Source organism: Phytobacter sp. RSE-02, from assembly GCF_040578655.1.
GTDB lineage: Bacteria > Pseudomonadota > Gammaproteobacteria > Enterobacterales > Enterobacteriaceae > Phytobacter > Phytobacter diazotrophicus.
Genome location: NZ_JBEULY010000023.1, coordinates 12,868 through 27,285, shown reverse-complemented (window position 1 = coordinate 27,285; position 14,418 = coordinate 12,868). Strand labels below are relative to the sequence as shown.

General features: G+C 49.0%; 14 protein-coding genes. All 14 read left to right on the top strand.

The genetic code is table 11. The features are described 5' to 3' along the window. Window positions 1–186 precede the first annotated feature (186 nt). Complete coding sequence (gene hydA / locus ABU190_RS25415; RefSeq protein WP_354692732.1) at window positions 187–1,635, top strand: dihydropyrimidinase; 1,449 nt, start codon at window positions 187–189, stop codon at window positions 1,633–1,635. 24 nt (window positions 1,636–1,659) lie between these two features. Then, complete coding sequence (locus tag ABU190_RS25410; protein ID WP_354692731.1) at window positions 1,660–2,946, top strand: Zn-dependent hydrolase; 1,287 nt, start codon at window positions 1,660–1,662, stop codon at window positions 2,944–2,946. Window positions 2,947–3,237: 291 nt separating this feature from the next. Then, window positions 3,238–4,476, top strand: a complete 1,239-nt coding sequence (locus ABU190_RS25405) for an EAL domain-containing protein (RefSeq protein WP_354692730.1) — start codon at window positions 3,238–3,240, stop codon at window positions 4,474–4,476. Between the two features lie 612 nt (window positions 4,477–5,088). Continuing rightward, entirely contained in the window at window positions 5,089–5,544 is a 456-nt protein-coding gene (locus tag ABU190_RS25400; RefSeq protein ID WP_296414722.1) for a helix-turn-helix domain-containing protein, read from the top strand. A gap of 87 nt (window positions 5,545–5,631) precedes the next feature. Then, window positions 5,632–6,204 (top strand): fimbrial protein, encoded by a 573-nt coding sequence (locus tag ABU190_RS25395; RefSeq protein WP_354692729.1) that lies wholly within the window; start codon window positions 5,632–5,634, stop codon window positions 6,202–6,204. Window positions 6,205–6,267: 63 nt separating this feature from the next. After that, on the top strand, window positions 6,268–6,861 hold the full coding sequence (locus tag ABU190_RS25390) for a fimbrial protein (RefSeq protein ID WP_354692728.1): 594 nt from the start codon (window positions 6,268–6,270) through the stop codon (window positions 6,859–6,861). A gap of 62 nt (window positions 6,862–6,923) precedes the next feature. After that, window positions 6,924–7,514, top strand: a complete 591-nt coding sequence (locus ABU190_RS25385) for a fimbrial protein (protein WP_354692727.1) — start codon at window positions 6,924–6,926, stop codon at window positions 7,512–7,514. Between the two features lie 59 nt (window positions 7,515–7,573). Next, on the top strand, window positions 7,574–8,167 hold the full coding sequence (locus tag ABU190_RS25380) for a fimbrial protein (protein WP_354692726.1): 594 nt from the start codon (window positions 7,574–7,576) through the stop codon (window positions 8,165–8,167). A 55-nt stretch (window positions 8,168–8,222) separates the two neighbouring features. Further along, window positions 8,223–8,804 (top strand): fimbrial protein, encoded by a 582-nt coding sequence (locus ABU190_RS25375; RefSeq protein ID WP_354692725.1) that lies wholly within the window; start codon window positions 8,223–8,225, stop codon window positions 8,802–8,804. Between the two features lie 55 nt (window positions 8,805–8,859). Further along, on the top strand, window positions 8,860–9,417 hold the full coding sequence (locus tag ABU190_RS25370; RefSeq protein ID WP_354692724.1) for a fimbrial protein: 558 nt from the start codon (window positions 8,860–8,862) through the stop codon (window positions 9,415–9,417). 190 nt (window positions 9,418–9,607) lie between these two features. Then, window positions 9,608–10,189, top strand: coding sequence for a fimbrial protein (locus tag ABU190_RS25365; protein ID WP_354692723.1), 582 nt, complete (start codon window positions 9,608–9,610; stop codon window positions 10,187–10,189). A 46-nt stretch (window positions 10,190–10,235) separates the two neighbouring features. After that, entirely contained in the window at window positions 10,236–10,955 is a 720-nt protein-coding gene (locus tag ABU190_RS25360; RefSeq protein ID WP_354692722.1) for a fimbria/pilus periplasmic chaperone, read from the top strand. Window positions 10,956–11,042: 87 nt separating this feature from the next. Beyond that, a complete protein-coding gene (locus tag ABU190_RS25355; RefSeq protein WP_354692721.1) occupies window positions 11,043–13,670 on the top strand; it encodes a fimbria/pilus outer membrane usher protein in 2,628 nt (875 codons plus the stop codon). Window positions 13,671–13,938: 268 nt separating this feature from the next. After that, entirely contained in the window at window positions 13,939–14,181 is a 243-nt protein-coding gene (locus tag ABU190_RS25350; RefSeq protein WP_354692720.1) for a biofilm development regulator YmgB/AriR family protein, read from the top strand. Window positions 14,182–14,418: the final 237 nt, after the last annotated feature.

Here is a 14,418-nt window from a genome sequence, read left to right as displayed (position 1 = left end):
GTGCGGCCTGCTCCCCCTCACCCCGACCCTCTCCCTCAAGGGAGAGGGAGAAAAGCAGGCCCGGCGCGAATCCTGTCACTCAGTGAGAGTGGGCTCGATCCAGTCCCCTCGCCCCTTTGGGGAGAGGGTTAGGGTGAGGGGAAAAGAACATAACTAATCAAACCAAAGCACTACAGGAGAAAACGAATGCGTAACCTGTTGATCAAAGGCGGAACCGTCGTCAACGCCGACCATCAGCGTCGTGCCGATGTGCTCTGTGTCGACGGTATCATTGCGGCCGTTGGCGATGCATCCCAATGGGACATCCCCGCCGGAACCGAAACCGTAGACGCGGGTGGGCTGTACGTCATGCCTGGCGGCATTGACCCGCACACCCATATGAATTTCCCGTTTATGGGCACCACCACGGTCGATGACTTCTACAGCGGCACCGCTGCCGCACTGGCGGGCGGCACAACCACTATCATCGATTTCGTCATCCCTAACCCACAGCAACCGCTGATGGACGCTTATCACCAATGGCGCGGCTGGGCGGAAAAAGCGGCGTCCGATTACAGCTTCCACGTCGCCATAACCTGGTGGGACGAAAGCGTAAGCCAGGACATGGGCACGCTGGTCCAACAGGAAGGCGTTAACAGCTTCAAACACTTTATGGCCTACAAAAACGCCATCATGTGCGATGACGAAACCCTGATGAACAGCTTCCGCCGCTGCCTGGAACTGGGGGCGATGCCGACAGTACACGCGGAAAACGGCGAGATGGTTTACCTGCTGCAACAAGAGATGCTCAAGCAAGGCATCACCGGCCCGGAAGCCCACCCCCTCTCCCGCCCGCCGGAAGTGGAAGGCGAAGCCGCCAACCGCGCCATCACGGTCGCCAGCATTATGGGTGTGCCAATTTACGTGGTACATGTCTCCTGCCGCGAATCTGCTGAAGCCATCGCGCGCGCGCGTGGTCGCGGGCAGCGCGTCTATGGCGAAGTTCTTGCCGGGCATTTAGTCATTGACGACAGCGTCTACCGCCATCCGGACTTTGGCTTTGCCGCCGCTCACGTCATGAGCCCGCCGTTTCGCGATAAATCCCACCAGTCAGCGCTGTGGCACGGCCTGCAATCTGGTCAGCTCCACACCACCGCCACTGACCATTGCACTTTTTGCGCCAACCAGAAAGCGGCGGGCCGCGATAATTTCACAAAAATTCCCAACGGCTGCGGCGGCGTGGAAGAACGCATGGCGGTCATCTGGGATGCGGGAGTCAACAGCGGACGCCTGACACCGAGCGAGTTTGTGGCGATTACCTCCGCCAATACCGCGCGCCTCTTCAATATTTATCCGCGTAAAGGCTGTGTGGCGCAGGGCGCCGATGCAGACCTGGTGCTCTGGGACCCGGCGGGCAGCAAAACGCTCTCCGCCAGCACTCATCATTCGCGCAACGATTTTAATATTTTCGAAGGACGTACGGTAACCGGCGTACCGGCCTTCACCATCAGCCAGGGCCAGTTGGTATGGGCTGATGGCGACCTGCGCGCCCGCGAAGGCGCGGGGCGCTATATCAAACGTCCGGCGTTCGGCCCGGATTTCAGCGCAGCGGCTGCATGGGAGCGCCAGCGCGCGCCGCAGGCCGTCACCCGCTAATCACCTGACATTGAGGAAATAACCATGAGCAGTGAAGTCGTTTCACCAGATACGAACAGCATTGATATCAGTGACCTGCGGGTTGATGGCGAGCGTTTGTGGCAATCGTTAATGGACCTCGCGCAAATTGGCGCCACGCCCAAAGGCGGAGTCTGCCGCTTAACGCTGACCGACCTCGACCGTCAGGGTCGAGATTTGGTCGTCAGTTGGGGCAAAGCGGCCGGGCTGTCGGTCGAAATAGATCAGATCGGCAACGTCTTCATGCGCCGTCCAGGCCGCAACAACGCCCTGCTGCCGATTGTCGCCGGTAGCCATATCGACACCCAGCCAACCGGGGGCAAGTTCGATGGCAACTTTGGCGTGCTCTCGGCACTGGAGGTTATTCGTACCCTGAACGATCGCGGTATTGAAACCGAAGCGCCGGTGGAGATGGTTTTCTGGACTAACGAAGAAGGCTCACGCTTTGTGCCGGTTATGATGGGCTCTGGCGTCTTCGCGGGTATCTTCCCGCTGGAGACGGCCTATGCCGCAACCGACACTGAAGGAAAATCAGTGAAAGATGAGCTGTTCAAAATTGGTTATGCGGGCGACGTTGTACCGGGCGACCACCCTATCGGCGCCTATTTTGAAGCCCATATCGAGCAAGGCCCCATCCTTGAAGATCAGGACATCACCATCGGCGTGGTGCAGGCAGTGCTCGGTATTCGCTGGTATGACTGTACCGTCACGGGGATGGAGTCTCACGCCGGGCCAACGCCCATGGCGATGCGCAAAGATGCTCTGCAGGTTGCCACACATATCATGCAGGAAGTGGTCAATATTGCCGGGCAATTTGCGCCCCACGGACGCGGGACCGTGGGCATGGTACAGGTGCATCCTAACAGCCGCAACGTCGTGCCCGGCAGTGTGAAATTCTCCATCGACTTTCGCAATATGACCGACGCCGGGGTGGACAAAATGGATGCGGCCTTAAAAGCATACATTGCGCAGACTGAACAACAAACCGGGCTGAGCGTTGCGCTGCAACAGGTCTCCCACTACCCTGCCGCGCCTTTCCACCCGGATTGTAAAGAGGCCGTGCGGCGGGCAGCCCAAAAATTAGGCTACTCTTCTATGGATATCGTCTCAGGTGCCGGACATGACGCGGTGTATATGAGCATGCTCGCACCTGCTGGCATGATTTTTATTCCCTGCAAAGATGGCATCAGTCACAATGAGATAGAATATTCCGCGCCGGAACAGGTCACGGCCGGGGCAAATGTCTTGTTACACGCTATGCTGGAAAAAGCCGGCGTTGTCTCTCGGTCATAATCGGGTTCCCCTCACCAAAAACCCGATTGCAGGCAATCGGGTTATTTTTTTAGCGAACTGAACATTTTTTCAGAAAACCGGCTCAATAATACCCTGTAAACGTAGATGGGATTTGACTTAAGTCCCTAAGAAGTTTACAAAAGATACTGCCTTCTGTAAGACCCACATGCGTCTTTGCCATTTTCGTCCAGGCTTCCCTTTCATCGGTAAGAGAAAATGCTGGGGGATTAACCGGTTACATACCTGTTTAACCGGGTTTTGATATCTACAGGCATCTGTATGGAGTATCCAATGTTTTCTTTTGTCGCCCGCCAGGCGATTTTTGACGAAAATATGAACACAGTCGGTTATGAGCTGTTGTTCAGAGACAGCATGACGAACCGGTTTCCTGACGTTACTCCGGAATATGCCACTGCCCAAATTATCGTAGAACAATTTCTTGGTGCGCCGCTGGGCCGCCTCAAGGAATACAGCGCGATCTTCGTTAACTTCCCCTATGAACTGTTAGTACAGGGCATGGCGGAGACCTTGCCCAAAGATCGCGTGATCGTGGAAATACTCGAAACGGCTGAACCCACGCCGCGCCTGCTTAAGACCGTAAAACAGCTTTATCAGCATGGTTTTCGTATCGCCCTGGACGATTTTGAACTTGGCAATACGTGGAACGACTTTCTGCCTTATGTCAGCATCATCAAATTTGATGTGCGCATGAGCACGCCGGAAGAGATCAAAGAGTACATCGAAAGCAAAGCTGAGCTGCTCAAAGGCACGGTTTTTCTGGCGGAAAAGGTTGAAACGCAGGAAGAGTATGAGTGCTACCGTAACCTCGGCTGCACCCTCTTTCAGGGGCACTTTTTCAGCAAGCCGGTCATTCACGCTAACAACAAGCTTATCCAGAATCAGTCTGTAACCTTAAAGCTGATGAAGGAAGTGAATACTGACTCACCGGACTTCGCCAGAATCGAAGCGCTGCTGAAACAGGACCTTGCGCTCTCTTTCAAACTGATGCGCTACGCGCAGAACATCGTCTTCAACGCGCGCGGCATTAAAAACTTTCGCAGCCAGTCGCTCAAAGACATCATCTTTTATCTTGGCGCGAATGAGCTACGCCGGTTCGTGCTGGTGGCCTGCTTAACGTCGGTGAATGTCGGCAAAACCGATGAAATCTACCACCGTTGCCTGATTCGCGGAAAATTCTGCGAACTGGCCGCCGCCCGTTCCATCAGCCGACATTCATCGGATGATGCCTTTATTGTTGGCCTGTTCTCACAACTGGACGATATCTTCGAAATGCCGATGGCGGATTTGATTGGCCAGATTGACGTCTCAAGCAATGTCATGATGGCGCTCAAAGAGAAACGTGGCCCACTCTATCCTTATCTGCACCTGGCGCAACTGTATGAAAATCATAAATGGGAGGATGTCAGCGCGCTGGGCCATCGGCTCGGTTTCAACCGCAGCGTGGTGGCTGAATTGATCACCACCGCAACACAATGGGCAGATGATATCCCAACGGGTATTACCAGCTAAATCCCCCCGGGTTTGTAAGCCGCGTGCATTGAAGCTGGTTTTACAGGCCCGCCGCCTTTCTACTCCCACAACGCATATTCTATTTCTCCAATAAATATCTCTACCCATACCATTCATGTCAATGGATGAAAAATGCTATTCGCTACGTTTTCGCTTCCTAATTATTACGGGAATCGCTATTCTTTACTGCCCACTGAAATATATTCCGCACATCAATACATTGAACGCCAATATAAACCCCATTTATTTACCCTGTTTAATTATTAACACAAACAAAACAATTCGAATTAAAAACCACTAACAGGCTAAAAAACAGGATAATTATTTTAGTATAAAAGGATGAAGATTTTGTGAGTTCAGGCACGAATCAAATCAGCGTAACCATACAAAGCTTCGTTCGTTACAAGATAAATAAAATTTTACACTAGATATAATCGACAATTTAGTATTCCACCTTGATTCTATGGTTTAATGAAATAAAGTTGATTAACGAACGGAAAAATCAATAACATTCACCCCGTCAGCAACACAGAGAAGAATTATGATTAAGCAGGCAGGAGCGCCGGTCAGTCTTAATCAGCCCTTCCAGGATGAGAAGGAAGATTAAGGACAATGGTCAAACTTACAGTGTATGGATATCGTCTTGGCGAACGCAACGAAGTTGAGTTCCTGCCGTTTAAAAGATGTCTACTGCTCCCCGAAACACCGGGAAAAGCGGTTGAATACCTCAGACCGACCATGGCAAACCTGCTGGAATACCTGCTGGCCAATGCCGTTGGTGAAATTGTCCCGGATAAAACCCTGCAAATCCAGGTCTGGGAAAATAACGGGCTGAGCTGTTCCAGCCAGCGTTTGTGGCAGGTGATGCATAATCTGAAAAATAAATTGGCGCTCGTTGGTCTGCCGGATAACTTTATTATGCGTATTACCGGCAAAGGCTACATGATCGCTAACGAAATGGTGATGGAACTCTACTGTAAGCGCAGGCAGTTCTCTAAAAACGGCGCAGAGTATCCATTACAGCGTACAAAGACCTTTGAATCATCCATGAGCAGAATGATTGAGTAGAAAACATCACAACTTAAATTAAAACTTTTACTCGAAAGTATCATCAATGATTAACTAATGGACAGGGTTAAATCGAAGGGAAAATCGATGAAGAGCTTACTTTTAGTGCCGGTGGTTATAACAGCAATATCTCTGGTAAATACCGCCAGTGCAGCCACTAATGGTACGGTTAACTTTAGCGGTAAACTCAACGACCAGACCTGCCAGGTTGTGCTGAATAACGGAAGCAGCGCAAGCGGTACGGTGGAATTACCCACCGTGTCGAAAGAGCTGTTAAAATCCTCGTTCACTACTGCAGGCAAGACAGCGTTCACGCTGAATTTAACCGGTTGTAAGGCCAGCGCAACTGCATTTGGGGTGACAGCATACTTCCCCCCAAATTCAATATATATAAATGGACAAACTCTGAAAAATATCGCGACAGGTGCGGACGCAGCGACAGGGGTATCTCTCCAATTATTGCAAAAAAATGGCACAACTGAAACAGCGGTTCCCTTGGGCCAGCCGGCAAATTATAGCACATATAAATATTTCACTGTTGCCGCCAATGCAACTTCGGCCACAATGAATTATGCTGTGAAATACATAAATACAGCTATCGGACCTGTAACTGCTGGCAAAGTCAAAGGTATTGCCATTTACGAACTAGCGTATCAATAGCCAATATAAAACGCATCATCAATAATTAACTTACGGAATAGTGACATACCAAAGGGAATAGTGATGAAAAAATTACTTTTAGTGGCACCTGTCACAGCAGCAATATCTCTGTTAAATATCGCTAATGCAGCCACCAGCGGTACGGTGAACTTTAGTGGAAAACTCAGCGACCAGACCTGTCAGGTAGTACTGAATAACGGAACCAGCGCAAGCGGTACGGTGACATTGCAAACGGTGTCAAAAGGAAACCTCTCCGCGATTTTTGCTCAGGCAGGTAAAACGCCGTTTACATTAAAGTTAACCGGCTGTAAGGCCAGCACGACTTCATTTGGCGTGTTAGCCTATTTTCCTTCTACTACATATATACAAAGTGTTGGTGCTAACTTGGGCTTCCTGAAAAATCTGGAAACCGGCACAACGGCGGCAGACGGGGTTATGCTGACAATATATAAAAAAGACGGCAGTACCGAGACACAGATCAATTTGGGAAAACCAATTACTGACTCCGGCTACAAATATACCACCGTTGCCGCCAACGCAACATCTGCGACCCTGGAGTACAGCGTAAGATACATTAACTTCAATACTTCGGGTAGTTCGCTCGTAAAAGCGGGTAAAGTCAAAGGCATCGCCGTTTACGAATTATATTATCAATAACTAATAAAAGAACACCATCAACAATTAGCTTACGGAATAGTGACATACCAAAGGGAATAGTGATGAAAAAATTACTTTTAGTGGCGTCTGTCACAGCAGCAATATCTCTGTTAAATATCGCTAATGCAGCCACCAGCGGTACGGTGAACTTTAGCGGAAAACTCAGCGACCAGACCTGTCAGGTGGTACTGAATAACGGAACTAGCGCGAGCGGCACAGTGACATTGCCAGCGGTGCCAAAAGAAAAACTCGCTGCCAAGTATGCTCAGGCAGGTAAAACTGCGTTCACATTAAACTTAACCGGCTGTAAGGCCAGCACCACCTCATTCGGCGTATTAGCCTATTTTCCTCAAACTGCATATATAGAAGATGCTAACAATTATGGCTTCCTGAAAAATCTGGAAACCGGCACAACGGCGGCAGATGGGGTTATGCTGACAATATATCAAAAGAATGGGACTACCGAGAAGCAGATCAATTTGGGAGAACCCATCACTGACTCTGGCTACAAATATACCACCGTTGCCGCCAACACAACGTCTGCGCCCCTGGAGTACAACGTAAGATACATTAACTACCGTACTACGGGTAGTTCGCCCGTCACAGCGGGTAAAGTCAAAGGCATCGCCGTTTACGAATTAGCGTATCAATAACCAAAAAAATATCGCCAAGAATTAGCTTACGGAATAGTGACATACCAAAGGGAATAGTGATGAAAAAATTACTTTTAGTGACATCTGCCACAGCAGCAATAACTCTGGTAAATATCGCCAGTGCGGCCACTAATGGTACGGTAAATTTTAGCGGTAAACTCACCGATCAGACCTGCCAGGTTGCGCTGAATGATGGAAGCAGCGCGAGCGGTACAGTGACATTGCCAACGGTGCCAAAAGAAAAACTGCCCAGCAAGTGGGATCAAGCAGGCAGTACGCCGTTTACATTAAAGTTAACCGGCTGTAAGGCCAGCACGACTTCATTTGGCGTATTAGCCTATTTTCCTTCTACTTCATATATACAAAGTATTGGTAGTAGCTTGGGTTTCCTGAAAAATCTGGAAACCGGTACAACGGCGGCAGACGGGGTTATGCTGGTAATATATAAAAAAGACGGCACTAGCGAGACACAGATCCATTTGGGAAAACCAATTACTGACTCCGAATACAAATATACCATCGTTGCCGCCAACGCAACGTCTGCGACCCTGGAGTACAGCGTAAGATACATTAACTACAATACTTCGGGTAGTTCGCTCGTAAAACCCGGAAAAGTCAAAGGCATCGCCGTTTACGAATTAGCGTATCAATAAAAGCAATATCTCAATCATTAACTTACGGAATAGTGACATACCAAAGGGAATAGTGATGAAAAAATTACTTTTAGTGGCATCTGTCACCGCAGCAATATCTCTGGTAAATACCGCCAGTGCGGCCACTAATGGTACGGTAAATTTTAGTGGTAAACTTACCGATCAGACCTGCCAGGTTACACTGAATGATGGAAGCAGCGCGAGTGGTACGGTGACATTGCCAACTGTGATTAAAGAAAAACTGGTCACTACATGGGATACAGCGGGTAAAACACCGTTTACATTAAAATTGACTGGCTGTAAGGCCAGCACGACATCATTTGGGGTAACAGCATATTTCCCAGGTAATTCATATTCAATTGATAATTCAGGTACATTGTTAAACCAGGAAACAGGCCCAACGGCAGCCGAATATGTCAACCTTCAAATACTTCAAAAAGTCGGCTCTACCGAGACGGCGCTGCAGATAGGAAAGCCAATCACTGATGCCCACTATAAATTTACTACAGTGGCAGCAAATGCAACATCTGCAACTATGAACTATGCCGTACAATATATTAACTCATATGAAGCTGGTGCAATCGTAAAACCCGGAAAAGTCAAAGGCATCGCCGTTTACGAATTAGCGTATCAATAAAAGCAATATCTCAATCATTAACTTACGGAATAGTAGCATACCAAAGGGAATAGTGATGAAAAAATTACTTTTAGTGGCATCTGTCACCGCAGCAATATCTCTGGTAAATACCGCCAGTGCGGCCACTAATGGTACGGTAAATTTTAGCGGTAAACTTACCGATCAGACCTGCCAGGTTAAATTAAACGATGGAACCAGTGCGAGCGGAACGGTGAGACTGCCTACGGTATCTAAGTCAGCACTGGCAAGTAATGGGGATGTGGCAGGTAAAACCCCATTTCAGCTTAAAATAATCGACTGCAAGGCCAGCGCAACCGCATTTGGTATAATCGCTTATTTTCCCAATAATGAGAATATAAACGCAAGAACCCTGGTTAATAAGGAAACGGGGGTAACCGCTGCCACCGGCGTTAGCCTCCAGTTAATATACAAAATGGGCACGACCGATAAAGTCATACCATTAGGTTGGTCAGTCGGTAATTATGATGCGCAGATCATCCCTGCGAATACGACCTCCGCCACAATGAATTATGCCGTACGATATATTAACACTGGTGGTACTGGCTCAGTAAAATCCGGCAAGGTCACGGGCATTGCTATTTACGAATTATAGTACAAATGATTTTTGCAGTACAAAAATTCCATAAACACATAATTGGAAAGTAGGGAAAGCATTAGGTAGAAAAAGGATAGCGCAGTAATTCATCCTGAAGTACTTAATAAAAAATTGATAATTATGCAGCAGTAATTATTGCTGATAATTATCATTCACAACGAGTAAGTTCATATCAAAGGGAATATTTATGAAAAAGATTCTGTTAGTCGCCTCTATTGCCTCCGCTATGTCTCTGGCAAATGTCGCAAACGCAGCAACTGGCGGTACCATTACCTTTACCGGTAAAATCTCTGACCAGACCTGCCAGGTTGTACTGAATGGTGGCTCCAGCGCAACCGGCACCGTAGTACTGCCAACCGTACCGAAAAGCGCGCTGGCTGCTACAAACAATACCGCAGGTCCAACTGCGTTCTCATTAGATCTGACCGGCTGTACTTCTGCCACAACCGCGTTTGGCGTGACCGCGTACTTCCCGGATAACTCCACCAACATCGACACCACCACTTCAACGCTGAAAAACCTGGAAACAGGCGCAACAGCAGCAACCAACGTTGGTCTTGAACTGCTGCATGAAGCAGTATCGGGCACTAAATCTGTAGTACCGTTGGGTAAAGCTATTAGCGATACTGGTTATAAATATACCTCCGTGGCTGCAAATGCCACTTCGGCCAAGATGCAGTATCACGTGCAATACAAAAACAATGGTTCAGCAGCGGCGACCGCTGGTCTTGTGAAAGGTGTTGCCGTTTACGAGTTAGCTTACCAATAATTAAACACAGGGGGGGCTTCCCCCCCTTTTTTCCAAGGAACTGGATATGTCTTATTACGCCAAAATTATCTCCGTTACACTATGCTCAATATTGATGACGGGTCTTGGCAATATTGCCAACGCCAGTATTGTGCTAGATGGCACACGCGTAGTTTACCCAGCCGGAAAAAAAGAAGTCACGGTGACGGTATCCAATCAAAATAACAACCCGGTACTGATACAAAGCTGGATCGACAGCGGAAACCCGGATGATGCAGCCAGTCAAAAAACCCCCTTTATTTTGACGCCGCCTATTAATCGTATTGACGCGGGTAAAGCGCAAACTCTGCGTATCAGTTATCTTGGCTCAGCGACAATGCCAACAGACCGCGAGTCTGTATTTTACTTAAATGTGCTGGAAGTCCCCGCAAAAGCCAAAGACATGGACGAGAAAAGCAAGCTTAATATTGCCTTTCGCTCACGCATAAAATTGTTCTACCGTCCGAACGATCTTCCTGGGTCAGCAGCAGACGCAATGGAAACGCTGCACTGGAAAATGAAAAGCGGCGGCGTAGAAGTGACCAATCCATCGAAATTCTACGTTTCCCTGGTCAATATTACCTTTACCTCTGGCGGTAAAAAAATGGCCACAAAAGGTAAAATGATTGCGCCCGGCGCCACGGAATTCCATGAAATTCAGGACAGTTCAATAACCAGCATTAACCAATTGAGCTATACCACGGTAAACGATTATGGCGGCTATAACGAATTTAAAGCTAAACCATAACACCCGGCGGCAGAAATAATTAACGAAGAATGTTTTTATCACAAAAATAAAAATGCATTCAGGGACGAAGACTTTTCGGGAGTTATTATGAAAATATCCACCGTACGCTATCATCCATTATTGTTTAAGGCTCGGTTATCGCCACTGGCTTTAATGTTAATGATGGCGTTTCCGGTCGGTATTGCGGAAGCGCAAGACGATAAACCCCGCGACTATGTACGACGCAACGTTGTGGAATTTGAATCCGATCTGTTACGTCTGGATAGCGGCAGTAAAGTCGATCTGAGCCGTTTCTCCTTTGGTTCCAGCGCCTCCCCCGGTATCTATCGGGTGGGTATCTTTATCAATGGCGCAGAAGCGGCCAATGAAGAGGTGGAGTTCAAAGCCGACGATGACCGGCAAGTTTATCCGTGCCTGACACCGCGCTTGATTGAGCTAATCAACTTTAATGAAGACAATCTGCCGTCTGAAATGCGCCAGGCGCTCGCGACCCCGGCAACTTGCGCCAACCTGGGAAAAATTATTCCAGAGGCCAAATTCGAATTTGACAGTAACAAGCAGGAGCTTTACATCGAGGTACCGCAGGTATATGTCAACCGTATTGCCCGCGGTACCGTCAACCCGGAACTGTGGGATAGCGGCGTTCCGGCGCTCCTCTTCGGCTACTATGCAAACGCCTACGATTCAAAATACAGCAACGGTGGCAACAACCGTTCTGTCTATGCCTCGCTCAATGCCGGGTTAAACATAGGTGCCTGGTACTTCCGCCACAACGGTTCTTACAGTTGGCAGGATGGTATGGGCGGCGAATACCAGGTCTCCAACAGCTACTTACAGCGTGACATTAATACTATTCGTGGTCGTGCGATTGTTGGTGAATATAACACCACCGGGCAACTGTTCAGCTCGTTACCCTTCACGGGCGCGCAAATCGCCAGCGACGAACGTATGCTGCCGGAATCACAGCGCGGTTACGCACCAGATATTCGCGGTGTGGCCAAAACCAATGCCAAAGTCACCGTTAAGCAGCTAGGCAATATTATCTATGAAACGACCGTCACCCCCGGTGCCTTCGTTATTAACGATCTCTACCCGGCAGGTTACGGTGGCGATCTGGAAGTCACCATACAGGAAGCAGACGGCAGCACCCAGCAATACACCATTGCCTACGCCTCTGTCGCCCAGTTGCTGCGCCCCGGCTCCCAGCGCTATAGCGTCACTGCGGGCAAATTACGCGATGCTGGCGTTTCTGGTGAACCCATGTTCTATGAAGCCACCTATACGCGCGGCCTGAGCAATATTTTTACCGGTTATACCGGGGCACAGGTAAGCGAAAACTATCAGGCTTATCAGATTGGGCTGGCGACAGGCAGCATAGCGGGGGCTATCAGTGTTGATGCCACCCATGCTATCAGCCAGTTGGGTAACCGGGCGGGGGGGAAAAAGACCGGCCAGAGCTACCGGGTGAGCTACAGTAAACTGTTCAGTGAAACCAACAGTAACGTAACCCTTGCCGCCTACCGCTACTCGACGGCAGGCTATATGGAGCTTTTAACCGCCTTACAAACCCGCGAAGTGGTGGCAAACGGCTACGATCCCAATAGCATCTGGCGCTCGAAAAACCGCTTTAACGTGAGCTTTAACCAGGGACTACCTGAAAAATGGGGCAGCCTGTTCGTCAGTGCCACACTGGAAAACTATTGGAACAGTAATAAGAAGGGCTATAACAAACAGTACCAGATAGGCTACTCCAATAACTGGAAGCGGGTGAATTACAGCGTCAACGTTGGTCGCAGTAAAACCAATGACGGACGTGACCAGACCTCCTGGTACTTTAACCTCTCTTTCCCGCTCTGGGAAAGCTGGGAAACGCAGGCGCCTTATTTCAGCCTGAACTACAACCAGGATAACAACGGCGGCAAGTCTGAGCAGGCCATGTTGTCTGGCTCTATGGGTAAAGACGGCAAATATAACTATAACCTTACCGCCTCACACGACCAGGGTGGAACATCAGGTAACGTCAGCGGCGGTATGACAGGCAGCATAGCGACGGTGAATGGCGGTTATAGCACAGGCAGTGGTTACCACAGCATGTCGCTGGGTTTCTCCGGCGCTTTGGTAGCACACTCCGGCGGGGTGACATTTACTCCTTACAACAGTGACACCTATGCTCTGGTGGAAGCGAAAGACGCGAAAGGCGCCAAACTCAGCGGTTACGCAGGTACTAGCGTCGACAGCTTCGGTTATGCCCTCTTCCCTTCGTTATCTGCGTATCAGATGAACCAGGTCGCCATCGACCCGGAAGGTTCGTCGCTGGACGTAGAATTTGATAATACGGCGCAACGCGTCGCGCCGCGTTCAGGCGCTGTTGTGAAGGTGAAATTCAACACCAACAAAGGGACACCGGTACTGATTGCCACCTCTTTTGGCGGAGAAAACTTACCTTTCGGGGCAGAAGTTCTTGATGAAAACAATACCTCTATCGGGGTCGTAAACCAGACCGGGGCAATTTATGCCCGCGTCAAGGAAGACAAAGGCACGCTGTTAGTCAAATGGGGCAATAGCACCGATGCAAGCTGTAAAGTGAACTATATGCTTGCGCCAACGAAGAGTGATGCCCAAACCAGCCATATCCAGCAGTTCACCAGTCCGTGTCTGCCGGTACAAGGGCCGATAACTAAAGGTCCAAACACGGAACTGGCCAGCGCTCAGTAAGCGAAAGCGCAGCAAACGGTTTACGTCAAAGCATCCATAATTCCCGTTATGGATGCTTTTCTTTTATTAACAAGAAGTTATATGTGACCTCAACAGCACTGCGCCTTATATAACCTCAAGTTATATAAATAGATGAAATTTAACTGCATTTTCATAGCGTTCCCATTTGTAAAGACGCCCTTCCCTGTCTACTTTTATCTGGCAAAACGAAACACTCCCGCCATCATCGGGAAAGTAATCAGCCTCTTTTTGACAGGTGCATTTTTTGATGAGCGTTCATGAAATGGATATTGAATCCCCCGCCGCCCCACATCTGGACGCTAACGATACCGGGCAGCAAATTATTGCCGGGATCCGCACAGCGCTGTTGGCCCGTAAATCCATGGCCACAAATAAGGACATTATTCTGGAGTTGCTGGTCAGGCTGGAAACCGAAAAAGACATGGCAAAACTGGAGATTTACCGAAGTGCACTTGAACGCGTGGTGCATGCCACGCCGGATGATATCTAAGCTCTGCGTCTCGTTTCCTCCACCTGCGGGTGGAGGTTTTTTCTCCCTCACGCCGCGCCCGGCAACCCTCTTTTCCCCCGTAATAACCAGAAACCACACTTTTTATAAGTAATTAATGCTCATCGCCATAATCCATGAAAAATATTTATACATATGGCTTTTATAATCACGCTAATTATTTTTAAGGGGCTTTTGTAACGAATGGCCATATGGTCTCCCCTTCTGAAGCCATGGATT